This is a genomic window from Paenibacillus albiflavus, assembly GCF_004344915.1.
GTDB classification, from domain to species: domain Bacteria; phylum Bacillota; class Bacilli; order Paenibacillales; family NBRC-103111; genus Paenibacillus_AM; species Paenibacillus_AM albiflavus.
In genome coordinates this window covers 71,137-95,737 of the sequence record NZ_SKFG01000005.1, presented here as the reverse complement: position 1 = coordinate 95,737, position 24,601 = coordinate 71,137, and the positions used below count along the sequence as shown (strand labels likewise).

The window sequence follows — 24,601 nt, the reverse complement described above, 5'->3', positions numbered from 1 at the left end:
TGTTTCTTTGCAGATATTCCATTTGTAAAGATAAGCTCCAGTCGGTCCGGCGGCGCTGCCGGTTGCCACATCTTCTACAGCTCCAAAATTGTCCCAAGTGCGACCTTCCATTCTGTCTACATCAAACAAATAAACAAACTTCGCTTGAATTTTGTTTAGCTGTTCCTCTAAGTTTCTGACGCTGATCTTTGCCTGTTCCAACCCCGAAGCGAGAGGGACAATCAAATACGGCAACCCTGTTGAAACAACCTCTATTGGTAACGTTGAATGAAGATTGTCGACTGTAAGATTCAACGCCTGCAAGAATATGTTCCTCAATTCACCCTCAACAGACCCCAAAAACTCAGGAACGCCCTGATTCATCGTGGCTTGGAAATAGTCACCTTTTTTTATCGATTCTGCTTGCAGTGTTTTATTGTTTAACTCAAAGACTGCGGTTATGCTACTTTCATCTGAACACAGTTCTTCATGAATGATTGATACCGCTCCCAAAATCGGATGTCCAGCAAAGTCCAATTCCTCTTCTACTGTAAATATTCTAGCGCGAAAATGCTTCTCTCCAATTTGTCTCAGGAAGATTGTCTCAAATTGCTTAAATTCCTCAGCAATTCTCTGCATATACTGAGTGTCCATATCTTCTTCATGAAAAATAACTGTTAATCCATTTCCTGATAAACTTTTAGAGCTAAATACATCTGCATGATAGTAAATCATTCATTTTCTCCTTTTTAACAACATACTCGTGACTTTATCGGTTACTATCTTACAATTCGTCCGAATGCGATAATCCCCCTGCTTTTTTCCACGAAAAATAAGCACCAGTTGTGTGCTTATTGTAGAATAAAACTATAGCATATTCTTCCTAATAATACTCTACAAAGACAGTACGAACAGCTTTTTATTGCATTACATTTAATTAGTTATGAACAGAAACAGCTGAAACCCTTTTTATCAAGGACTTCAGCCGTTTCTCTTTTTCTTATTCCTCATTCAAATGAACAGCCATTACTGGATGCACTTCACAATTGTAAGACTCAATGCTGTCTTCGCAGATAGTATGTTATTTCATTAACCTTTAATAACTTCAACCTTCTTATCTCCTGCTGTCTTCGCCAACTGAGTTGAATCTGAAACTGTTGTTTTGCCTTGGACATAGACTCTGCTGCCTGTAAGCAACATAGACAAGACTAGAGCCGTACTGAGGGCTGTGAAAATCATTTTTCTATTGCGATTGACCATGACCATACCTCCAAAAATCTATCTTTTTGATAAGCGGATCAAGCTGTCTGATAATTTTATTATAACGTACTGGCAGTGGTTGTAAAAGGAGTTTTTTCCTTAAACAGGGTTTATCAGAAGGATCTTACAGGGCTGTACTACTCTCCAAAACCGCTCCGCTACTGCATTCTCACTGATCTGTGCCCTTCCTCATCAACAAAGCCACCGATTCCACGTGCACCGTATGCGGGAACATGTAATCCTACGGTGTGGTATGAAGAAATTCTTTCATTTGTATTTAAAAAGAACAGCCCAAACTTCCTGGCTGCTCTTACAAGGACTGAAATCTATGCACAATAGATTCACTCCATTGAGGAAGGGAATCCGACCGATATGTTATTGAACCGTTAAATGCACCCAAAATAATAACGCCTTCTGTATGACTGTTATCTATAACAATCAGACGGTCGATTAAATGTAGATGAGAGAGCAAATTTTGAATGGAGGTGTCATGACGTCTGATAATATCCTCAGTAGGAATATGATGTCCTCCATTTTTAACGCGAACCGCTACTCTCTCGATATTCAAGTGATAGTCACCCAGACCAACATAAAACATTGAAACTTCAAATCCATACGCCTTTGCGTCATGCATGAGACGAATAACATTACCACCAGCCAATGTTGTTTCAACTGAGAAATCACGTTTGTTACGAATACAGTCCCTAGCTAATTTAATAGACTCTTTCCCTGCAGTAATTTTCCGGCTTTCCGGATTAATTGAATTGATTCCTCTAGCTAAGGCATCGGGATCAATGTTAACACTGATTCCAAGCCGATCAACAATTAGATTACGGATTGTACTCTTACCGCTCCCATTGTTCCCTGCAAAAACGTACATGGTCGGAGTCGAATCATACATGAGAACCGTCCTGTTCAGCCACAGGGATAACATTTCCGTTACTGTATTCCCTTACAATTTGACCTTTTGCAGTTTTATATACAATATATGTTTCGTTTGCTTTGGCATCTAACTTAGCTCGATCACCCGTAAGCTTAATAAGCTTTTGAAGATCTTTAATTTGATTCATGAGTATCACCATCCCCATAGCTAAGAGTATCAGCAATTTGATTTAATTATAACACAATTGTATACATACGAATCCAATCTAAAGAATCGTATTCTTCCAGCATGATGGCTGTCCGACGTGGAAGGTTTTATTCGATCCTTCCGTTGATGTTTTACATCAATTGTATATCAATGCTTGACTCTTCGCTGCCAGCAGTTCGTTCTCGTGTATGAGTTGGTTTCACACCCATAAAAATCCCGCCTGAATGGATTGTACTCCATCAAGGCGGGATTTTTTAGGGATCACTACTCGTTATCTGTCGATCATTCCAAGCGCTTGCAACATCCTAATGAACACAACCGCCGTCTGCGCCCGTGTCGTTTCACCCTTTGGACTGAACGAATTTGCGTCTGTGCCAGTCATGATTTGAAGCTTAACCATCAAGCGTACGTCCTCCAGATAGACTGCGTCCACGCTTACGATATCCTTGTAATCGTCCAATCTAACGAATTCCTTGGTGATAGGCAGCCTCTCCAGCGAAATGACTTCCGCCAGCATGCTCGCCATTTCCTCGCGGGTCAGCAGCTGATCAGGCTTGAAGCTATTGCCGTTTACAAAGTTCAATAGTCCAAGCTCCTTCGCTTTGGCTATTTCGTCGAAGTACCATACGCCGGACTTTACATCGTCATAGGGCGATGTACTGCCGGTTGATGTGCCTCTTCCCAGCGACCGGACTAACATGGCGGTAAACTCCGCTCTCGTGACTGAGCGATTCGGGTCGTACTTGCCATCGCCAACCCCATCAACAAGTCCTTTCGCCGCGGCAAGCTGGACGAACGGTTTGCCCCAATGCTCCAGTATATCGGAAAAACTCACGGTATTTTCGGCCACGACGTACACACTGTTAGAGTATGAGCTGATCATCACATACCACACACCGTCGATCTGTACCTTTTTAGCGGGGATAAACTCAAACTTCTTGGTCGATTCGTTGAAGCTGAAAGCGCCCCATTGCGTAGGCATGAGCGTCATGTTCTTAGGCATCGGAATAACCCGAGTTAGCGCCTGATTGAACTGATCTGCAGTTCCAATGTTTTTTCCCGTCTTGGAGTTGATGATCTCTACGTGAAAATCCACAATCGCTCCCATCACTTGACTATTTGGCAATCCGTTTGCCAATGCAGCTTGGAAATCCTTATTGCCGGACTTATCGGTCAAGGTGATCTTGAAGCTGATATCCTCAGCTTTGAGATTATTCGCTGCAAGCATGTCCTTCAGCCCCGGAATAAGCGACGCTAGATTGACCGGTACTTGATAGCTGCCGTAGGGCGTCTTGATTTCGATGATAAAGGCGGCGTTCTTGCCCTCTAAGCCGGTCAAAATCCTTGCCGGTATGCTGACAGAGGCGACGCCATCCTTCGGCGTAACTTCCAGCGTGAAGGACGACTTCATCGTGTCTATTTTATTCAGGTTAAGCGTTACACCGTTCTGGTCGATGACCGGATTGATGACGGTAGGCGTCGAGTCACTGTCCCCGTTGCTATTTGAAGGAGTTGTATCGCTCACACTTATCGCAAACATCTGCGAAGATTCTCCGCTGATCATGAACGTCAAACGGACCGTTCCGACCGGCTGCTCTGTCAAGTACGTCTTCAGGATCGTCACCGTGTTGCCCGATACGGTATAGTCCGTTCCCAAAACGAGGGTCGTCGCACCGTTGGCAATACTGATCAACGTTTTGCCGTTCAGCATCAGTGTTGTCGTTACATTGCTATTCGCCGCTGCTCCGGCGTATTTGTCGAAGCTTGCGCTTGTCGGGCTAATTACTGGAGCGCACATATCAAGAAGCGTTACCGTTCCGGACGATTGTGAACTTTCTACGGCATTACCCGCCAAATCAAAGATGGATGCGCCATCCACCGGCACTACTTCAATGGTTTCATTACCGTTCGGAATACCAGTTATGTCAAGCATTACTCGAATGGTGGTCTCTCCGCCAGTCAAATCTCCTCCATCTGTTTTCTTTAAAGAATGAATTGAAACAGAGGAAGCACTTCCATTATTTCTAGTGAAGTTCAATCGTAAGTCGCTTGAAGTCAGAGCGCCCGAGCCATTACTCGTTGTAAATATACCTTCACTAAACATCACGTCTATATAGGCATTACCATTGCCTAAAATGTGACCTATAATCGTTGGGGCTGTTGTATCGATGAACACACCCGACGTATTGCCTATATTGTTTAACGTTAAGTCCGCATCGTTGCCTATCGCATCTTTCATCAAACCGCCATTCAGCGACAAGGTTCCAATGATAATGCCGTCGTTGGCATGATCTCCATCTTGCACGGTGTAGCTGAATTGCAACGTATTTGTATTTGACAACGTCCCGCTAATCAATGAGGCAATACGATTCGTTCCTCCTATATTGATCTCAAGCTGCGGTGTCCCTATTCCTGTAAACGTAATATTCTTACTCATATTCACGGTAAAATCCAATGAATCGCCGGATTTATAAAAACCAGCGTTTGGCACCTCTATACCAGATATCGTCGGAGGAATTGCATCCACTAATACGTTCGCTGTGCTTCCTACACTATTTAGCGTTAATTCCGCATCGTTGCCTGCATTATCCTTGATCGATCCGCCATTCAGCGTTAAGGTCCCAACAGAAATACCATTAGTATCCATTTGTCCAGCTTGCACGGTGTATCTGAATTGCAACGCGTCTGTCCCCGAACCGCTTACATAGGCAGCCTGAACAACTGTTGTTCCTATAACCAATGAGATACTTGGAGTGCCCGTAACGAATACGGGCTCATTCAAGTGTACTGTAAAATCCAAGTTATTTCCTGCACCATAATAGCCACTGGCAGGAACTAATATGCTCGCCACAGTTGGTCTCGCCGTGTCAATGGAGTAATTGTTAGATTGGACGGTTCCGATCCCCGCTTCGTTATTGGCATTTACTACATTAGCTTTGTTGAGCGTGATAATATTCGTGGGGGCGCTGATACCTGCAGCCGGCGTGAGGGTTACGGTATAGGTGATGTTATCATTAGTTGCGAGGGCGCTTAGAGTGCCGTTTTCCACTGTCAGGTCTGCTATGGTAAATCCACTAACCGCTTCTGAGAAGGTGATTGTCACCAGCGAAGTTTTGCCGATAGACAGATCATTGTCAGCGACCACAATGGTGGCATCTGGAGGGGCGGCAAACGCTCTGTCGGTTAGGTACAAGGGGAGTAGCCCTAAGATTATTAAACTTAGAAATAACTTCCACATTCTTTTCACTTGATACATATCCTTATTCCCACTCACTTTGTTAGATTTTTTTGCTATCAGCAGGTAGTGTTTCTGCCATACTGGACTGCGGGCATAGGAGAAATCATATCTTTATTTCCCGCTGCGTTTCATACTCAATCCTTATTTGATTTTTAAGAAATTGTTGATTCGGTCATATGAGCGAACTCTAGACATGACTCTATAATATTCTACAAAATCCTATGAAAACCTTCATTACCAACTTGATGTTCCGGCATTAAAATATGGAGTGATATCTATCTGTTTGATGGGTTGTGACTCGTGATGATAATCGACACAATAGATTGTCAACTTTCCTTATTAGTTTCTTAAGATGCGGTGGTTGCATTTGCTGGATGAGGGAGATATCTTTAAGGGTTGCTAGATAGTGAATGGAATGAATAAACATCAGAGTGTCTAGATCAGGGCCTGACTCTTGGGCTGTTAGCCCCACCAAATCATCCAATGTTAATGAATGTGGAGGGAAAATACTATGGTTTTCTTTCATATGCAGCGCTTTAAGCATAGATTCCAATGCTCGGTCACTTAATATAATGCACACATCGGGTAAGTGCTGATGAATAAAAATAAATGTGAAATTCATGTGGATCTGTGAGAGGTCATGTAGTTTATCTATAGTCTTGAATTGAGTGAAGCTATGCCCCTGTAATCTGATCATCTCATTTCTATGATAACTGCACTCATCCATGGAGGTTAGATTATTCACATGCTTCAGCTCCCTCTCCGATTATTGGACGATTTATCTTGATGAATTATGATCTTTCAATATGCTAAGAGTTATTTCTTATCCTGATCGGTATCATATTGTTATTCATTGATTCCTACTACTTAACTATAAATCTCTGTTTACTAAAAAAGATTCCTTTTGTATAACAGTAGATTTAAGTTGACGACACTAACTTTCCCCTAATGAGGTGTGAATAATTGAGATGATATGATGCGGATATTTGTCTCCCTTATTAAGCAGAATGGTTATTCCCTCAGATAAAAGACTCGAAGAACGATAAGGTCTATACGCCGTAATGGCATCAATCGCATCTGCTACCATAACAATTTGAACTTCCTCCACAATCTGCGCTGCTGTTAATCCAAGCGGATACCCGCTTCCGTCCATTCGTTCATGATGTTTAGCGGCAATTTCCAGACAGATTTGCGGGAGTTGAAAGCCATTCAATAGCTTCGCTCCAAACTCCGTGTGCTGGCGCATCACCTTTATTTCATGATCATCAAGCGTTCCTGGTTTATCTAAAATTGACTTGGCTATGAGTATTTTTCCCACATCATGCAAAAAAGCGCCAATTCCTAATTCCAGCAACCTTTTCTCCGAATACCCAAGCTCTCTCCCTACAAGAAGAGACAGCAAGGCAACATTGATTGAATGTGCGTACAGCCAACTTGAATAATTGGAAATAGTCTGAACAAATCCTCCCCATGGCTTTGTCTTGGAATCAAAAATAATAGCAACCATGATGTCCTCAAGCTGTTCATAATGATCCACACGGCTGGCTCGTATCCGCTGATCCAAGCTGCTAACTGCTTGAGCAAATTGAGTGCTTCTTATATTTTCAGGCGGCCATATTTCTATCTCGCTTAATAATATCCCATGTCGCTCCAATAAATTTATTATTTGTGGGGTAATAGGACTTTTTTTAGCCAAAAGCAGCCGACCTCCTTTGTCATACACATCCATTTGGGTCACTGGATACATCGCTATTCTCCTTTTCCATGAATGCTATTCAAACAGGGCATCCCAATTAAAAAACTGGACAGAATGAATAACACAAACATTTATAAACGCTCTTCACTTTAAAAATGATTTTTAAACTACTAAAAATAATACATTTTAAACTCATTTAAGTCAATTAAAAACTCATCCATAATTAGAGTTTAAAAATCCAAATTATTTGCTTGAAAGGAATTGCCAATGAAAGATTATAATAAAAAAGCAGTCGGCGAGCGTATTCGATTACAACGAAAAGCATTAGGTATTTCTCAAGAGGAATTTGCAGAGCGAGTCGAGCGTGTTCCCAGATTTTGTGCCGACATTGAGCGTGGACAAGTAGGCATGTCTATTGAAACCATGCTTAGCGTTTGTTCGCTTTTAAAATTGACACCTAATGAGTTGCTTATTGGAGAGTCCGCCCCTACCGCTAACACAAATGAATTGGAACTGATCACTTCTGCCTTGTCAAAATGCACTGAAAAGCAGCGTAAAGATGCTTATGCCTTGCTGAAGCTTTTTCTCAAAGCGATTCAGTAGTCAATCTGGAATCAAAAAAAACAGCAGCACCGGCATTATTTTGATATGCTCCAGTACTGCTGTTTTATTTTGAAAATCTTCAGATGTCTAACCGTTATTAACTTAACAAGTTGTAACATGCAATAACCTCCGATGTATGTCGGGAGGAACAGATATCTCGTAGATCGTTATTCATGTGTTTTATAAACTATCGTACCCTTACCAACAAAGCCACACTTTCAACATGTGTCGAGTGCTTATTACTGACAAAATGAAAGGGGCAATTAAGCCCCCATTAAACACGGATTTTTGAAATCATAATGGATCTCGATACTACCATCCTCGCGTCGTTAATTATTTCGGATTTTCATTCTCTCGGGAAGTACAATTCAAATACCGCGCCCTCCTGATTCGGTAGATTCCGAGCCACAATTCGGCCATGGCAACGCTCCACAATTACCCGCGAAATCGCGAGCCCCAGTCCTGTATCCCCTTGCTTCCCCTTCGTAAACCGATTGAATAGATACGGCAATAGCGCATCTGGAATTCCTTCCCCATCATCTGTAATTTCAATGTCTACCCCCGTGTTGTTAGCCTTCACCTTCATGCGAATCCGATGTTTTGCATACCGAGTCGCATTGCCCGTAATGTTAATTAAAGCTTGTAGTACCTTCTCTCGATCTGCATAAATCATACATGACTTCTCTTGCTCGCCGTGTTCAACTTCAAGGAATAATCCTTCGTTCAACACAAGGGGGTTCATCCGTTCCATCGTCTCGTGAATGAGGTCAAGGACCGACACCTCTTCCATATGAAAAATCCCCACTTCACTCTCCAGCTTCGCTAACAAGATCATCTCTGTCACGATGTGCTTCAGATGCTCACACTCGCGTACAATCACGTCGAGGCCTATCTCTGCACGCTCCCCTGTAAAAATACCGTCCTTAATCCCCTCCGCGTACCCTTGGATCGACATTAATGGCGTTTTCAGCTCATGGGATGCATTCTGAAAAAACTTCTTTTGCGTCAACTGGTATTGCTCAAGCTCACGAGCAAGCTGATAAACTGAATCTGCCACCTCGCCAACCTCACCATCGGACTGCACCCGCTGCACTTCCGAGAAACGACGAGATTCGACCTTCTTCAATTCCTGTCTGAGCGCACTTAGAGGAGTAACCAGCTTTCTCGTAATGAACATACAGACTAGAAAGGTCAATATACCTCCAATCGATAGAATCAGCATCATCCGTTGGAACAGCTCAAGATGCATCGACTTCACTTTACTCAGCGGGGTGGCAAGGATGGCCACCGCTTCCTTCTCCTCAGATGAATCCTTTATCGGCGCTTTTGAAGTCTCGATAATATATTCATCATTCTTCCCTTGCCAGATTCTACTCCCCGAGTCATTCTGGAGTACAATTTCCTTCCAGTTCAAATCTTCCTTTCCCGCAAGGCTGTTATATGAAATCATCATGGTTGGGGTTTCCAAGATGACACCGTTTTCTCTCGTGGGTAGATTCGGATTACTTCTTACTACGTCAATATATTCGTCAATATATTGTGCCGATCCATACTTTTCATCTTTATTATCTGGAGCAAACGTCTGCAATAGGTTACTCCCCTGCTCTCTCATCTCTCTACGTTGATTCTCAACCAATGTATTGAATAATAGCGGGTAGATCAACGCTGCGGTAATCGCGAGTATAAGCAGTAATAATATGCCGAAGGATAGATTCAGTCGATAGATCAATTTCATCTTAATCCCCCTCCATACGTAGACGGTAACCATGACCCCAAACCGTCTCGATAGGGAGCTCCTGAATCTTGCGGCGAAGTCGCTTGATCAGATCATCAATCGCACGTTCACTGCCCCAATAGTCATCTCCCCACACTAATGTCAGCAGTTCATTCCGTGAAAAAGCACGATTCGGATGCTCAACGAGCGTCTGAAGGAGTTTGAACTCTTTGAGCGTCATCTCAATTTCGATCTCATGCCAGAACACACGGCGCTCCTCGAGTGCCAAACGTAAATCCCCTAGCTCTACATCCGCTTGACGCATAAGGGCAGAACCAATGGATTCCTCGGCTTGCCTCAACGAGCTAATGCGGTGGAATAGTCGGTTCACACGAGCGACGAGCTCTCTTGGGCTGAACGGTTTCGTTAAGTAATCATCACTGCCGAGCTCTAAACCTAGAATCTTGTCCACATCCTCGTCGCGGGCTGAGATCATGATGATCGGTACATCCCCATCTTTGCGAATACGGCGGCATAATTCAAAGCCATTCATTCCAGGCAACATAATATCGAGCACCCACATGTCTGGCGGGCTGTCACTCCACAAATCCCACGCTTCTTCCGCGGAAGACAATGAGACGGTACGGTATCCTTCTTGTTGTAAATAGGCTTCAACAATCTCACGTATTTGCGCGTCATCATCGACAACGGCAATTTGATAGGATATCTGCATAATTCCCTCCAAGCGGTAACATTTCTCCTTCACATTGTAACAAATATTGTGCCGTCTACACAGAATTCCACACTTTTTACACACTATTTCCGAACTTATCCCAAGGCTTGTATGTAGACTTATATATGTATATTTGAGCCATGCAAGCGCTACATGCTGACAGAAACCACATCATCATTGGAGGTTCTATGATCAAAAAGAATCGTCTAGCCTACAAGGAGTTGTTAATCTCCTTAGGCTTTCTCGCTCCGAGTCTGATCGGATTTGCTCTATTCTATCTTGTTCCCTTTGGTCAAAGTGTATTGATCTCGTTCCAAGATCGTCTTGGAGGTGCTGGTCTAACACTTACAAATTATAAGGATCTATTCTTAAGCTCTTCTTTCCAAAAAGCAATGTCCAACACCTTCTGGTTCACAGCGATTAGTGTGCCCATTCTCGTCGCCACATCGCTCATGCTCGCTTTGCTCTTGAATCAACGCGTGTTCTTTCGTAATTGGTTGCGTACAGCTTACGTACTGCCACTTGTCGTCCCTGTCGCGTCCATCGTGCTCGTGTGGCAGATTCTATTTGACTGGAACGGAGCGCTTAATCAGTTCCTCACCCATTTCGGACTAGATCGTCAGGACTGGATGAAATCGGACTATGCGGGAGCGGTGATCGTCGGTATCTATGTGTGGAAGAACCTCGGGTATAATGTCGTCCTGTTTCTCGCAGGACTACAGAACATCCCGGATCAATATTACGAGATTGCGAATCTCGAAGGAGCGAGTCCGTTCCGTAAATTGTGGAGCATCACATTAACCTATTTAACACCAACGACGTTTCTCGTTATTCTGATGTCGATCTTGAACTCGTTCAAAGTATTCCGCGAGACGTATCTCGTCGCTGGCGCATACCCGCATGACCGTATCTATATGATCCAGCATTACATGAACAATACGTTTCTATCGCTCGACATTCAAAAGCTCTCTGCTGTTGCAGTCTGTATGGCGCTTAGCATTCTCGTAATCATTTCGATCCTATTCCGCGTGGAACGGAAGTTCAATGCTTTCATGGAATAACACACAACTCTGAACAGGAGGTGCATGCTCGTGAATAAGGAACTGAACCTCATTTGGCTCCGTACGTTGCTCTTAGTTACGATTGCCATTCTCATCTTAACGCCCGTTATCCTTACCTTCGTCAATTCCTTGATGATGGAACGGGAAATTATCGCAAACTACGGGATGCTCGGCAAGACCGACATTACCACGTTCGTCAACTTGAAGTGGATACCCGATTGGGTTTCTTTTCAACAATATTTCAAAGTCTTAATCGCAACTCCCCGGTTTCTACTCATGTTCTGGAATTCTGTGCTGATGGTCGTTCCAATCATTCTTGGCCAAGTAGTCGTCGCGACGTTAGCGGCCTTCGCATTCGGGAAGCTCCGTTTTCCTGGTCGCGACCCTTTGTTCTTCCTATACTTGATCACGATGATCATGCCATTTCAGGTCACGTTAGTTCCGAATTACATAATGGCGGATCGCCTCGGTCTTCTAAATCATCCGAGTTCTATCATTCTACCAGGTATCTTTGGCGCTTTCGGCGTGTTCCTGCTGCGGCAATTTATGCTGCACATCCATTCGGCGTATATGGAAGCAGCGAAAATCGATGGTGCAGGCTATATACACATTTTCTTCTCCATTGTGTTGCCGATGGTCAAGCCAGGAATCGCAGCACTTTTCGTCCTATTGTTCGCCGATTATTGGAATATGGTAGAGCAGCCACTTATTTTCTTACAGGACCCGACACTACAGCCGTTGTCTGTCTTCTTATCTCGCATTCAGGAAGAAGCTCTTGGGGTTTCTTTTGCCGCATCGGTGGTCTATATGGTGCCAATGTTGCTCCTTTTCTTATGTGCAGAACGATACTTTATTGAGGGAATTCAGCTTTCCGGTGTGAAAGGCTAACGAATTGAAAGGAGTGAATCCCTATGTTCCAACGACGACAGCGTCTGGCAAGCATTCTGTTCGTCACGTTCTTTGTCATTTTAGGTGGACTCACCTTGTTCAGTAATACATTTCAGACGGCGATGCTGCCGAAAGTGACAACCGAGAAGCCGTCGATGAAAACATTAGACCGACGCATTCAAGGCAATGGGGTGTTACAGCCCCGAGAGCAAGTCGAACTTACGAGCGAGGGTGGTAGTGAAGTCACCAAGGTGCATGTTGAGCTTCATGAGGAGGTGAAAAAAGGGCAAAACCTCGTCACCTTCGACACCACCGACGCGCAGCAGCAAGTGCTTGACGCAGAAGCCGACTTAAAGAAGCGGTATTTGAATCAAGAAGTGTTGCAAGAGCAATGCATTGTGGCTTATCAATCCGGTGATGCCGACGCGTTACGTAAAGCTAAGCGCGACCTCGAGATCGATCAACTGGATCTCGACATAGCCAAGCGCAAGCTTGATAAGCTACGAAAGGACGTCACAAAGAAAGGTACGATTATTGCACCGTTTGACGGCATCATTGCCAAGGTGGAGGCGAAGATCGGAATGATCCCCTCGCAAGGACAAGCGTTGGTCACCGTGGTTCAACGTGACGCAGGGTATCAGTTCTCTTTTGCCATAGAGGAAGGGGCCGCTAATTTATTACAGCTCGATGAAGAGGTTAGTGTACTTGTGAAGGGAAGCTCGGATCAGCGTCTCAAAGGGAGGATTGTGGAGATTCAAGACGCAACAACCTCAGCCTCCGATCAGAGCGGCGGTGCGCTCAGTAGAGCATCAAGTGAGGGTGAAACTGCCGGAGCGGCGAAGAAAACCGTTGTGGTGGCAGTATCAGGCGACAAGCTTCATAGCGGCGAGAAAGCTAGTGTGAACCTGGAGAAGAAGACTTCCGACCCGGGATTGGTTATAAACAAACATATTGTGAAAAAAGACGGCACAGGCAGCTTTGTTCTCGTCGTGGACATGAATCAAAGCACGCTTGGCAATACGTACACCGTACGTAAAGCTTACATCTCGACAGGAGATGAGAACGCCGATGAGATCATCGTGCTCAAAGGATTAACGACGCGAGATGACATTATCGCTGAGTCCAGTGAACCGTTACAAGAAGGAAATCGAATTCGACTACAGTGAGAGGAATGAATATTATGAGAACAAAGTTATTATGTATGCTATTAACCCTGTGCGTCCTGTTGACCTCTTGTGATTCTGCATCATCCGATTCAGGAGCCACAACAACTAATCCTAACCCTGATCCTAATGGAGAGAAGACAATCGTCATCGCAGTGCCCAGTGCGGATGGATATCTAAAGCAAGTCGCTGCACAATTCGAGGATTTACATCCTAACATCCACTTTGAGATTCAAGAGTTTATTCCGTTGCCCAAACCAGAAAGTAGCGATGTAGTGATCTCGATGTCGGGGTTGGGTATGGAGAAATATGTTCAGAGCGTTACGACGCAGGTTATTGCCGGTAAAGGGGCGGACTTGATCTTCATGAACAATTTGCCACAAGATAAGTTCGTAGAGAAGAACCTTCTCGTGAATCTATATGATCTGATGGAGAAGGATAAGTCTATTGACAAGAGCAAGTATTACAACAATATTTTGCAAGCCTCGCAGCAGGGGGACGGACTCTATGCGATCCCACTCTCCTTCTCGGTCGGTATGGTAGCAGGAAATACAAACTTAATGGAGCAGGCGAATATTAAGCTGGATCAGGATAAACCGTGGACATGGGGTCAATTCAAAGACATTGGCAAACAGATCAAGGAGCAAGGGGACTCTCTCGGGTTTACCAACTTTCCTCCCGAGTTGCTGCTCAATGACTATCTAGAGGAGAGTTACCCTCAACTCGTCCAGGGCGGAAAAGCGAACTTCGATTCCGATATGTTCCGCAGTATGATGCAAGAGATTAAATCAATGTATGACGATGGCATTCTCAGCAGTGAGTTCACGCAAGACTATGATAAAGGAGTCTTCTCGTTACAGGATATTTCCAGTGCGCAACAAGTGCTTATGACACCTATGAAGTCTAAATATTATAACAAGCCAACGGTAAACGATACCCTTCAGGGGCTGCCTTTTAAAGTGTATAACAGTCTTGGGATTAACAGTTCATCTAAGGTGCAGCTAGAAGCGTGGGAGTTTATCAAATATCTATTGTCAGATGAAGTGCAAACGATGCCCGATTTCGCAGGACTTCCGGTGAATAAGCAGGCAGCTGATAAGCTTTTCGATGATGCCTTACATCAACTAGCTAACGGGATGCTGGATTCCTCAAGCGAGCTGCTGCCCGACACAGAAACAGCTAAACAACGAATCGAAGACGTGAAGAAATTTATGGAGCAAGCTGGTGCGCGCAACTACGTAGACAATAAGGTCTATATGATCGTCAGAGAGGAATTCGCCACTTTTATGAATGGACAGAAATCCGCTAAAGACGTAAGCAAGCTCATTCAGAATCGAGTAACGACCTATCTCAATGAGTAATATGGAGGCACCTTCGATTCGTTCTATCAGCGTCATAAGCAGCAGGTTTATTATTCTGCAAACAGTATCATGAGAGATCATTTTCTGGCACAAGATGTTATGCAGGAAACATTCCTCAAAGTCTATCGGCATTATCAGGCAATACGAGGTATATGAGCAGATCGCTCGCATGCTACATTCGTCCGTTAGACAGTCCGATCCAGGCTTCTGTTCACGAATGAAGGTAAGGCGAAATTATTGGCGTGAAGGAGTGCGTTTTTGGGGGGAAGGAACGACTTCAAGTGCTAGAGAATATGAAGATCGGGACAGACAATCCGCGTTCTACTTTAACAGACCATCAGGAGAAGCGCGAACATCACCACACCAGCATTCTCTCTGCTGAAAAGACCGCTTCTGCGGGCTTTTCAGCGTTTTTTTCGACTACACTTTCGCTTACTGCACCTGCTCAATTTGGTGTAGTATCAGCGAAGTGTCACCACCGCAAACGACTGTAGAAATATGTTAGAAACGTGCTTTTGAAAGTTCCGGGTTTCGTCAGATTTCAATATCAGATGAGTTTTTATAAGATCCGGTGTAAAGAAACAACGCCTGCGGACACGGAATAATACTACCGCTTAATACCTTGTAATTGTTACATTTTCAAACTGGTGTTCTGTTTTAACCTTTTGAATCTCCTAAACGTAAAAAATCCGATCTTATCTAGATCGGATTTCTATTACGTTATGGAGACTAGGCGGATAATCGTCCCCCACCTCATCGTAGACAGCGATACACGCTCCCAGCTGAGACTCCAAAATTTCATCAACATTACATTTGAGCGATACTGTCACACCTCATTTTCTAACCATCAATATGACCGATTCCACATGCACCGTATGCGGGAACATATCCACAGGCTGCACGCACTCTGTTCGGTATCCGCCATCCTCGAATAATCTCAGATCTCTTGCAAGTGTCGAAGCATTGCACGACACGTACACGATGCGCCGTGGACGCATCGAGAGGATCGACGCGATCAACGCCGCGTCGCAGCCCTTGCGTGGTGGGTCGACGACCACCACGTCTGCTTGCATCCCCGCGTTCTGCCACGCGGGGATAACAACTTCGGCGGCGCCAACGCCGAAGTCAACGTTCGTAATGCCGTTTAACTCGGCATTACGAACAGCGTCTGCGATCGCTTCTGGCACGATCTCGACGCCATGCACCTTGCGGGCATGCCGCGCAAGGAACAAAGATATCGTTCCGATGCCACAATAGGCATCGATCACGACCTCATCTCCGCTCAAATCAGCGTACTCTAGCGCCTTCCCATACAATACTTCCGTCTGTACAGGGTTCACTTGATAGAACGATCTCGCGGAGATTGCGAACTTCACATCGCCGATATAGTCGTAGATGTACTCTTGTCCCCAGAGGACACGTGTCTTCCCGCCAAAAATCACATTCGTCCGCTCACGATTGACATTCTGTACGATGGACACGACTTCAGGCAAGGCTTGTCTGATGCCTGCAATCCATTCATCTACTTGCGGGATCTTGTCGCCATTCGTTACAAGGACAACCATCGTTTCCCCTGTGCGGAAACCCACCTTCACCACAACATGGCGAAGCAGACCTGTGTGTGTTTCTTCATTATAAGCAGATACGCCAAGACGACGACCAATATCCTTGATCTTCGCCACGACATCATCGTTACGCTCATGCTGAATCAAGCAGGTATCCATATCAATGATGCGATGACTGCCTTGTGCATAGAAGCCGCCGACAAGACCGCCCTGCTCCTCGCCCATTGGAACCTGAGCCTTGTTGCGATAACGCCAAGGATCTTTCATCCCTAGAGTAGGGTACACAACAATCCCGGAATTGGTTTGTTTTTCTCCTGCGCTTGGTGAATTGGTTTGTTTTCCTTCTGTACTTGCCTCATCGTTCCCTTCCGAATCCGCAACTTTCAACTTCCCAATCCGCTCCAGATTGTCGATAACAAGCTGACGCTTCCAGCGAAGCTGCGCTTCATAGCTGAGGTGCTGCAATTGGCAGCCGCCGCATTTACTGTAGATCCCGCATAAAGGATCGATTCGATCCGCGCTCTGCTCGACTACTTCAAGCAGCTTGCCGTAGCCGTATTGTTTTTTCACTTTAACTACTTTAGTAAGTACCTTCTCACCTGGCAGCGCCCCAGGAATAAAAAGGGTAAAGCCATTCACACGGCCTACCCCTTCTCCTTCATGTCCGATTCCGACGATCTCGGCAATGTATTCCTTATTTTTGGCAACAGGTATTTCCGAACGATTCATTGCTGCTTCACTCCATGACTATAACTTATGCTCAGGCGCTCCTTAGGGAGATGAGCCTTGTTTATGATTGTAAATTTTTGTTTATCGCGGCAAATAACCCTCTGCCTCCATAGGTTGAAGTGCCAGATGGATCGACAAAGATGTTCAGGTGATCCGGCAGGTTCTCCACTGTGCAGGGAAGGATGCCGCCAAGCTCCCCGTCAAAATTAAGCTGCACATAATCTGGTGAAGTAATCTCGATCCTTTTGGAATGAAATTGCACGATACGCGGATCATTCAGATGCTCGCCTCGCAGCGCTAAGGTTGCGATTCGAATGAATTCCGCTAAATTACATTTGAGCAGAACCGTAACCTCGAATAGACCATCGCTAAGACTCGCGCTTGGTGCCAGCTTCTCAAATCCTCCTACCGAATTGCTGTTAGAGATCAGGAAGAGCATCACTTCTTCATCCAGCTGGACCTCATCTGATTTCAGGTGAAGCTCGATAGGTTTAAGCCTAGGCAGCTTCTCGAGTCCCTTCATATAATAAGCTAACTGACCGAGCATTGTCTTGAGCTTACTCGGCACCTCATAGGTTAGTTCGGTAAAAGAACCTCCACCCACTATATTAACAAAGTATTTGCTTCCTACCTTGCCGATATCGATGCTTTTGGTATGACCTGCAATAATGAGATCACAGGCTGCTTCCCAATTTCGAGGAATCGCAAGTGCCCTGGCAAAATCATTCGTCGTTCCAAGCGGCAATATGCCAAGCGATGGGCGATGCTCCTTGCCAGCCATCCCGTTGATGACCTCATTCAGCGTTCCGTCGCCACCAGCAGCGATGATGATATCAAAACCGCGATCGACTGCATCTGCTGCCGCAAGAGTTGCATCGCCTTCACCTGTTGTTGCATGTGTCGATGTCTCCAGCCCGTGACTCTCCAGTCGCTGAAGGATGTCTGACAGGCGTCTGCGCATTTCCTCGCGTCCAGATGTCGGATTATAAATTAACCTTGCTCTTTTGACCATACCCTTATATCACCACTTCAAACTTAATCTAATACACCATGACAGGAAGCAATTATATATTTGATGTCAAGGTTTTCTTTATGCAAATTGATATATCCCCATGCTATCGAAACGGATAGGCAAAGTCAACCTGACGGGGTGTGCAGATGGATAAAGCAGCCTACAAAGACGAAAAATCCCACTTTACAGGTGTAAAATAGGATCCATCTTCTTGCACAAGCTTTTATTTATTTTAAGAAAAATTATCGATCTAATCGATCAAGCGCCATTAAATACCCTTCGTTTCCATAGTTCAAGCAACGTTTAACACGAGATATCGTTGCAGTCGAAGCACCTGTCTCTGCCTCAATCTGGTTATACGTATACCCTTTGCGCAGCATGCGTGCTACTTCAAGACGTTGGGATAAGGACTGAATTTCATTCACCGTACATAAATCATCAAAAAATACATAGCACTCCTCTACATTCTTCAGTGTGAGGATCGCTTCAAATAATTGATCAATTGCTTTATCATCTAATTTTTTTAATTGCATCTGATATCAACCCCTAAGAGCTTTTTATAAAAATATAAGAAGAAACCGTTGTATTCCGAGACATAAATGAATTCGACATTTGGTTGCCTATTCCTTCCTTTACTTTTGCATAACGCTAAAATTTTTATGCGTTAATGATGTAAACCGTGACTACCCGTGATAGGAGTCCAATCCGCTTTTTCCCTATGATCATAAACTACAATAAGACCGAATTAGCACACTTGGCTTACACCTTGTATAAAGGATTGTGATTAGCGTGAATTACTCCAATCAGAGTAACGACAACCAAAAGAATATGGCAAATATAAGTGCTTTTGGCAGTCCAGGCGGTGGCTCACCACGACCTGACAATCATTATCCTGGTATTGGCAACAACTATGGCGGCGGCTTTTTTGGCAATTCACAAGAGTCGTCTGCTGTGTCCAATCTACCAGTTACTGCTCAAGCAGACGTTGAGGTTGTGCCTACTGCTACCGAACGTGCTGGTTTATCCAGCATGCTCAACATGAACACTATCAAGGGATTTATCGATCGAATGGGTGGTTTTGACGGCATTGTTAGTTCATTAGGCAAAGTTCAAGGCTTCATGAAATCTGTTGGTCAAATGGCTCCTATGGTCAAAATGCTGGTTAATACTTTCGGCAAAGGTGGCGCCAAGGTAGCCAAGGCTTCGACCAAAACCAAGCGCAAAAAATCCACCAAATCGAATAAATCTTCAAAGAAGAAATCCAGTACTAAAGGCAAGAAGTCCAAAAAAGCTTAGCATGATAGAGCAACTACTCGATCTTTACTTTGGTTCCAGTCGGAACGATCTGCACCCATGTATTTCCTGGCAGCAAAGGGATTTCTTTGCCGTTTAGGTAGGCACGGATAATGCCATCGTGGCGTTCCCAAGTAATATTCTGTGCACGGCCTTCCTGCAAGATGATCCCTTTCCCAGGACCAAGTACATCAACATCACGACGCCCTTCATTATCTAGCACCTTATGATTCGCTTCAATAATCAACAGGTTCTTCGTGGTAAGCTGCTCACTGGTTTCTTTGTCCAAATGAGGTTTGCCCAGCATTGATCGTTTATATAACCTGTTCGTTACATCATATTCATAAGACACTGTGTAGCCCATCAAATACGGAATTTCAACTGACTGCCCGCTTTGATCAAGGAACATTTTCGTGTTCTCACTCGCAAAATTAAGGCTTTGTACATTCCAATCTTGACGGAATTTTCGTTTTACAACACCTTCCTGAATTTTGGCAGTCGATGTGTATAAGTTATGCGGTGCCTTGCGTTCGTTAGAACGCCAGTAGAACTGATCATCTCCATACACTTGATCAAGATGATTGCTTTTCTTCTGCTGCATCATCGCCATCGCATCTGGACTCCAGCCCGCATGGACAAGCACAGCATCGTATCCATCGCCAATTTGAACAAAGTAAGGACGCATTGATCGAACGGGTCCGATCGTTTCCACACTCTGGCTCTGATAGATCGCTAGGAAGCGCGTAATTTCTCCCTCTGCCAAGACCTCGTATACGATGTCAGCGTGGTTAAGCCCCGACTGCGGACGAGCTGGAGGTGAATTCTCGACTGTAATGAGAACAGGGCGAGTTTGCATAAGTTCGGTTGCTGGCAGACCTGTTAGCGGCATTCGGAAAGGTGCTGGCGTTGGCGTTGGCTCAAGCGTTGGCGCTGGTCCAGCCGTTATCGTAGGTGTTGGCGTCAGAACAACATCCTCTGATGAATATTTCGAGCAGCCAGCTACCGTTGCTAATAACAGCGCACCCGTCAGCATCCCGAACTTGTACCAGTTCGAAGAGCGCTTCAGATCATCTGTTTTTGTACACTTCATATTCTCTGGTCCCCGCTTTGTCTGTTAATGTGATACATTTAAGTTAGCTATCATTTATTCAGGATAAAGAGGTGTGCATAGACAGTGAACAAATCATTAATCGTTCTCTTTGATGGTGAGTGTAACTTGTGTAATGGAGCAGTAACGTTCATCATTCGTCGCGACCCTGATGCTCAGTTCAAGTTTGCGCCACTTCAATCTGATACGGGCCGCATGCTGTTAAGTTCCGCCTCATTACCAGCAGATATACAGGATACGATTGTTTTAATCGAGCATGGGCAAAGCTTTACGAAATCGACTGCTGCTCTTCGCATTGCCAAACGATTGAATCGTTTATGGCCTCTGTTTTATGTGTTTATAATCGTGCCAAAGCCGATTCGAAATATGATCTATCATTGGATAGCTCGCTATCGCTATGCCTGGTTTGGACGCAAGGAATCATGTATGCTCATGACACCCGAATTGCGGCAGCGATTTATTGAATAACAATTCCATATAGGCGGTATCCAAAATTTATCGGTATTACTTTACCATTTTAACGTGTGACTAGCAAATGCTTAAAGGTATTATTCTACAAAATGGTACTATATTACCAGCGAGCGCGGTGATCCTCTGCCCATCCGACCAGTCCGTCGATCTCCAGCTTCTCATCCTCATCCGTCACGACATACCCGTAGTAACGACCGATCATCTGATGAACTTCAGAATCGATAATCACGGCTTTCGTTTTGGCAATGCGTTCATAGAACGGAACAAACTTAAGCGAGACGCGATCTGTCTTGCTCGTTTCCAGTAGCCATGGCTTCATATAATCGCTTGGATTATACTTCCAAACCATATCCTCACCCAATTTGCTTAGCTTGCCTTCTACGACGATCCCATTCTCCGTTACCCCTGTGCCATCTGTCCACCTACCGCCGAACGTAATCCCGATTAGCCGACCTTGCTGCATGCCAGAAGCAGAGCCCCAGTTCCAAGTTGATTTATATTTCCAAACTCCTCGGCCATAATCCAAGCATGCAAAAGAATCTGACGGGTCAAAAAGATACTCTCTGTCCCCCCACATGAGCTTACCATTTGTTCTTAAGCAATTCTGCTTGGATGTAAACTGGAATCGATTGGCATTCCATGGAACGACTACATTCAAGGTTTCATGATCTGATGGGCAATGAATTTCTAGTTCTGCCGTAAGCAGCTTGCCGCCAAAATTCTCACATCTCACCCGTATCGTCGTGATACCGCTTTCATAATGGAAAACAATTTGCATCTGCTTGCCAGCAAACTGTACAGAAGCATTCACTTCATCAGGCATATCGCAGCCTCTTCCAAATGGAACAACCACTGTCTGTTCTTCAAATTCCAATGTGTCCAAATCAAGTACATACATAAACATAGCTGCTGCATAATCAAGGTTAGAGATCGTAACAGAGAATAAGCACTTTGCATTCGTGACACACCAATAATTCCACTTCTTCTTCCGTAACGGATGACCTGTCACATTGCAACGAATCATCGGGTATCTGGACCATCCAACACTATCGTGCAGCAGCTTGCCATTAGCATCACAAAGATCAACCTGATTCATAATTTCCTTCTCATGCGTGCGATATACAGCAGACAATAAATTACGGTTAATCATATGGCTCCCCCATGACTATACTTAATAATTGTCACAATATTATTAATATTATCGTATAGAACCTTGGTAAGAACGTCAAGCAAGATTCATAAGCTTATTCAAAACGCCAGACACAGAGGCTTAATGAGCCATACTGATAGCTTTGATGCAGCTTCTGAGCCTGGCCACCTTGATCTGCTGCCCCCATCGCTAGGATGATTGGTACAAAATGCTCAGTCGTCGGTACAGCCTCACGAGCATAAGGCGCCTGCTCTTCGTACTCGAACAAGGCTGACGTATTCCATGTCTCAAGTGTCTCGCTAAGCCATTCATCGAATGCGATTGCCCAGCTATCAGGCTGCTTCGCTCCCCAATTAACTCGGCGCAAATTATGTACCGTTCCGCCACTACCGATAATCAGCACATTGCGTTCACGTAATGGAGCTAACGCTTTGCCAATCCGATAATGCTCCTCAGCCGTTAATCTTGGATTAACCGATAAGGCAACGACAGGAATATCTGCCTTAGGAAACATCTTCACAAGCGGAGACCAAGCGCCATGATCCAGTCCTCTCTTGCTATCTCCCTGTGCCATAATTCCTTCATTTGCAAATAGCTGCAAAATTTCCTCGGCAAGCGCAGGATTCCCTTTGGCGGGATACTGAATCTGATACAATTCATCTGGGAAACCATAAAAGTCATAAATCATCTCATGCTGCTCACCTGTTGAAACGAGCTGCACGCCGCTTTCCCAATGTGCGCTAAATATGACAATAGCCTCTGGCTTATCTGCCTTCGTACCATATAATTGTTCCAAATATCTTGTATAAGCCGTATCTTCTACCGCCAGCATCGGCGAACCATGTGCCACAAACATCGAAGAATAACTCATCGCCTAAACCTCCAATAATTTCTATATCTACATCATATCACGAATAATAGACAAATACGGATGTGAGGAGTGCACACTATTGATTAACCTGTCCCGTACTTGGTCTTTCGGCAAGCGGAACAGAAGATCTGCGAATCTCGGTGAACAGTCCCCTCTTATTGTAAGGCTTAGGTGTTGCCACTTTATATCCGTGCTCCTCTAATTGCTTTAAGGCCTCTATGCTAATCGGCTTCACGACTCCACCCCCCCGCACTATATAAAGTATGTCGTTCTCCGAAAAATGCCATGAAGAAACGGTTTCGCTCGTCCATAAAGGCGGGTGCGTTTCTTAAGGTATTACTTAGAATTATGATACGAAAGTTATAATTCTATAATACTAAACAAAAAAGAGGCGAAATTCGCCTCTTTATCTATGTAATGATCTATTTAACATCTATTTAACGAATAACCATCCGCTCCGTTCGGTTACCGAAAAACGATATGTTTTTGGAAGGATGCTTGTGATTGTCTCTGGGTTTCACTTTATAGCCGTTCGCCTCAAGAGTTCGCAGCGCTTCTTTTCTTGCTTCTCCGTCGAGTACAGGAAATTTCATGGTCACGACCTCCTTATGAATTAGCATTATTATAATATACTTTGCGCAGCAAATCACGCAAAACTTGATCCGCGTTCGTCATCGTGGATTCAATCGAACTGCTTGCTTCATCAAGCAAACTTGGACTAAAAATAATAAGTGCCAGCAGCTTATCTCTAGGCGTTTGAATCTCGGTTGCATAATACACGCGATCCCTTTTGCCATCAATCCCATGATTGGAGAATACGTAGAACGTCATATTCATCAGAATCGCCATTAAGATGCCAGAACGAAGCAAGCTCTCCAGCTTCTCCACCACATCATCGTCTAGATCCAGATCAATTTCCGTTCCGATATGCGTCCCCCACATGCCAAGCGCAATCCGGTAAAAGGCAAATTCAACAGCATCCCTTTCCTTATACTTATGAATTGCCTTGGATTTAAGACGTAATTTAAGCCCATTCGCCAAATAAATGGTAGGCATGATGTTACCTGCAGACCACTGCTTCTGAGCATCCTGCAGCTCTCGGTACAGCTTCGTCGGAACATAATAATAATGCTGAGCAAAAATATTAACGTTCTCGCCTTCCCTTGCATATTCCCCGATATTCTTCACCATGATCCGAGTCGTGCCTCTTCCGATCATGATTTCATAATGGAAGAGCTGGGCAGCTATGGCGTATGCATTCCGTTCGACAAATGCCTGAGCCGCCTTGCTGAGCAAATAGCGCATTTGGAGCGGTCTTTGCTCCTCACTCAGCAGAGCCATGATCCGTTTCTCATCCTCAAGCTGTTCTTCTAATTCTGATACGCGTCGATTATAGATGCGAACGAAGATACTGACGAATATGCCGCTAAAAAAGAACACAGACCAGAATGGAACGGAGAATTGAAAATTCATATCCATCCATTCGATAATGGGACTTAGCCAAGTTTGTTCCGCATACTTCTTTACAATTTCGGATCCCCAGAACCATAATACTAAACCAATGATTGGGATAATATCGGACCAATACAGCCTTTTTTTACGCATTAGACCCTCTC

The 24,601-nt window shown here is 44.5% G+C and carries 24 protein-coding genes and 2 pseudogenes; 8 read left to right on the top strand and 18 right to left on the bottom strand.

Going from position 1 to position 24,601, the window contains the following annotated elements; genetic code table 11:
• From E0485_RS08185 to E0485_RS08170, 7 genes and pseudogenes are all read right to left on the bottom strand, one after another.
• Positions 1-714 (bottom strand): PhzF family phenazine biosynthesis protein (locus E0485_RS08185; protein WP_132417508.1); only part of this gene is annotated, 714 nt, incomplete at its 3' end.
• Positions 715-1,068: 354 nt separating this feature from the next.
• Positions 1,069-1,239 carry a hypothetical protein gene (locus tag E0485_RS25075; protein ID WP_165921126.1) on the bottom strand — a complete coding sequence of 57 codons (171 nt, stop codon included), beginning with the start codon at positions 1,237-1,239 and terminating at the stop codon, positions 1,069-1,071.
• A gap of 310 nt (positions 1,240-1,549) precedes the next feature.
• The gene (locus E0485_RS08180) at positions 1,550-2,140 is read right to left on the bottom strand and encodes a zeta toxin family protein (protein WP_132417507.1); all 591 of its coding nucleotides are present in this window, start codon (positions 2,138-2,140) and stop codon (positions 1,550-1,552) included.
• Positions 2,133-2,309 (bottom strand): hypothetical protein, encoded by a 177-nt coding sequence (locus E0485_RS25070; RefSeq protein WP_165921125.1) that lies wholly within the window; start codon positions 2,307-2,309, stop codon positions 2,133-2,135. Before E0485_RS25070 ends, E0485_RS08180 begins: the two co-directional genes overlap by 8 nt.
• Positions 2,310-2,600: 291 nt before the next feature.
• The gene (locus tag E0485_RS08175) at positions 2,601-5,180 is read right to left on the bottom strand and encodes an S-layer homology domain-containing protein (RefSeq protein WP_165921124.1); all 2,580 of its coding nucleotides are present in this window, start codon (positions 5,178-5,180) and stop codon (positions 2,601-2,603) included.
• A gap of 30 nt (positions 5,181-5,210) precedes the next feature.
• Positions 5,211-5,567: pseudogene (locus tag E0485_RS25875) on the bottom strand (Ig-like domain-containing protein); the annotation flags it as partial.
• 934 nt (positions 5,568-6,501) lie between these two features.
• The gene (locus E0485_RS08170) at positions 6,502-7,314 is read right to left on the bottom strand and encodes an HD-GYP domain-containing protein (RefSeq protein WP_132417505.1); all 813 of its coding nucleotides are present in this window, start codon (positions 7,312-7,314) and stop codon (positions 6,502-6,504) included.
• A gap of 216 nt (positions 7,315-7,530) precedes the next feature.
• Between E0485_RS08170 and E0485_RS08165 the strand changes: the two genes are divergently transcribed.
• The gene (locus E0485_RS08165; RefSeq protein WP_132417504.1) at positions 7,531-7,866 is read left to right on the top strand and encodes a helix-turn-helix domain-containing protein; all 336 of its coding nucleotides are present in this window, start codon (positions 7,531-7,533) and stop codon (positions 7,864-7,866) included.
• A 346-nt stretch (positions 7,867-8,212) separates the two neighbouring features.
• Here the strand turns inward: E0485_RS08165 and E0485_RS08160 are convergent, their stop codons facing one another.
• Positions 8,213-9,601 carry a sensor histidine kinase gene (locus E0485_RS08160; RefSeq protein WP_165921122.1) on the bottom strand — a complete coding sequence of 463 codons (1,389 nt, stop codon included), beginning with the start codon at positions 9,599-9,601 and terminating at the stop codon, positions 8,213-8,215.
• Position 9,602: 1 nt separating this feature from the next.
• Positions 9,603-10,313 (bottom strand): response regulator transcription factor, encoded by a 711-nt coding sequence (locus E0485_RS08155; protein WP_132417502.1) that lies wholly within the window; start codon positions 10,311-10,313, stop codon positions 9,603-9,605.
• Positions 10,314-10,501: 188 nt separating this feature from the next.
• Between E0485_RS08155 and E0485_RS08150 the strand changes: the two genes are divergently transcribed.
• The 5 genes and pseudogenes from E0485_RS08150 to E0485_RS25870 form a co-directional block, all read left to right on the top strand.
• Positions 10,502-11,374 carry a carbohydrate ABC transporter permease gene (locus E0485_RS08150; RefSeq protein ID WP_132417501.1) on the top strand — a complete coding sequence of 291 codons (873 nt, stop codon included), beginning with the start codon at positions 10,502-10,504 and terminating at the stop codon, positions 11,372-11,374.
• 24 nt (positions 11,375-11,398) lie between these two features.
• A complete protein-coding gene (locus E0485_RS08145) occupies positions 11,399-12,262 on the top strand; it encodes a carbohydrate ABC transporter permease (protein ID WP_132417500.1) in 864 nt (287 codons plus the stop codon).
• A gap of 23 nt (positions 12,263-12,285) precedes the next feature.
• On the top strand, positions 12,286-13,428 hold the full coding sequence (locus E0485_RS08140; protein ID WP_132417499.1) for an efflux RND transporter periplasmic adaptor subunit: 1,143 nt from the start codon (positions 12,286-12,288) through the stop codon (positions 13,426-13,428).
• A gap of 14 nt (positions 13,429-13,442) precedes the next feature.
• Positions 13,443-14,786, top strand: coding sequence for an ABC transporter substrate-binding protein (locus tag E0485_RS08135; protein ID WP_165921121.1), 1,344 nt, complete (start codon positions 13,443-13,445; stop codon positions 14,784-14,786).
• Between the two features lie 33 nt (positions 14,787-14,819).
• A pseudogene (locus E0485_RS25870) lies at positions 14,820-14,942 on the top strand (sigma factor); the annotation flags it as partial.
• A 677-nt stretch (positions 14,943-15,619) separates the two neighbouring features.
• Here E0485_RS25870 and rlmD read toward each other — a convergent pair.
• The 3 genes from rlmD to E0485_RS08115 form a co-directional block, all read right to left on the bottom strand.
• Positions 15,620-17,080, bottom strand: coding sequence for a 23S rRNA (uracil(1939)-C(5))-methyltransferase RlmD (gene rlmD, locus E0485_RS08125; RefSeq protein ID WP_132417497.1), 1,461 nt, complete (start codon positions 17,078-17,080; stop codon positions 15,620-15,622).
• A gap of 61 nt (positions 17,081-17,141) precedes the next feature.
• Positions 17,142-18,092, bottom strand: a complete 951-nt coding sequence (locus tag E0485_RS08120) for a diacylglycerol kinase (protein WP_132417496.1) — start codon at positions 18,090-18,092, stop codon at positions 17,142-17,144.
• Between the two features lie 242 nt (positions 18,093-18,334).
• On the bottom strand, positions 18,335-18,625 hold the full coding sequence (locus E0485_RS08115) for a YerC/YecD family TrpR-related protein (protein ID WP_132417495.1): 291 nt from the start codon (positions 18,623-18,625) through the stop codon (positions 18,335-18,337).
• Positions 18,626-18,881: 256 nt separating this feature from the next.
• On the opposite strand from E0485_RS08115, the gene E0485_RS08110 reads away from it, so the two are divergent.
• The gene (locus E0485_RS08110; RefSeq protein ID WP_132417494.1) at positions 18,882-19,388 is read left to right on the top strand and encodes an aminotransferase; all 507 of its coding nucleotides are present in this window, start codon (positions 18,882-18,884) and stop codon (positions 19,386-19,388) included.
• A gap of 13 nt (positions 19,389-19,401) precedes the next feature.
• Here E0485_RS08110 and E0485_RS08105 read toward each other — a convergent pair whose 3' ends face one another.
• A complete protein-coding gene (locus E0485_RS08105; RefSeq protein WP_132417493.1) occupies positions 19,402-20,475 on the bottom strand; it encodes a DUF3048 domain-containing protein in 1,074 nt (357 codons plus the stop codon).
• Positions 20,476-20,559: 84 nt separating this feature from the next.
• Between E0485_RS08105 and E0485_RS08100 the strand changes: the two genes are divergently transcribed.
• Complete coding sequence (locus E0485_RS08100) at positions 20,560-20,961, top strand: thiol-disulfide oxidoreductase DCC family protein (RefSeq protein WP_207910944.1); 402 nt, start codon at positions 20,560-20,562, stop codon at positions 20,959-20,961.
• A gap of 103 nt (positions 20,962-21,064) precedes the next feature.
• Here E0485_RS08100 and E0485_RS08095 read toward each other — a convergent pair whose 3' ends face one another.
• The 5 genes from E0485_RS08095 to E0485_RS08085 form a co-directional block, all read right to left on the bottom strand.
• The gene (locus E0485_RS08095; RefSeq protein ID WP_235857481.1) at positions 21,065-22,114 is read right to left on the bottom strand and encodes a DUF2804 domain-containing protein; all 1,050 of its coding nucleotides are present in this window, start codon (positions 22,112-22,114) and stop codon (positions 21,065-21,067) included.
• Between the two features lie 94 nt (positions 22,115-22,208).
• A complete protein-coding gene (locus tag E0485_RS08090) occupies positions 22,209-22,985 on the bottom strand; it encodes a DODA-type extradiol aromatic ring-opening family dioxygenase (RefSeq protein WP_132417492.1) in 777 nt (258 codons plus the stop codon).
• Positions 22,986-23,061: 76 nt separating this feature from the next.
• Positions 23,062-23,220: a hypothetical protein gene (locus E0485_RS25065; protein ID WP_165921120.1), complete on the bottom strand. Its 159-nt coding sequence runs from the start codon at positions 23,218-23,220 to the stop codon at positions 23,062-23,064.
• A gap of 202 nt (positions 23,221-23,422) precedes the next feature.
• A complete protein-coding gene (locus E0485_RS25060) occupies positions 23,423-23,578 on the bottom strand; it encodes a hypothetical protein (RefSeq protein ID WP_165921119.1) in 156 nt (51 codons plus the stop codon).
• A 13-nt stretch (positions 23,579-23,591) separates the two neighbouring features.
• Positions 23,592-24,590, bottom strand: a complete 999-nt coding sequence (locus E0485_RS08085) for a hypothetical protein (RefSeq protein ID WP_132417491.1) — start codon at positions 24,588-24,590, stop codon at positions 23,592-23,594.
• Positions 24,591-24,601 lie beyond the last annotated feature (11 nt).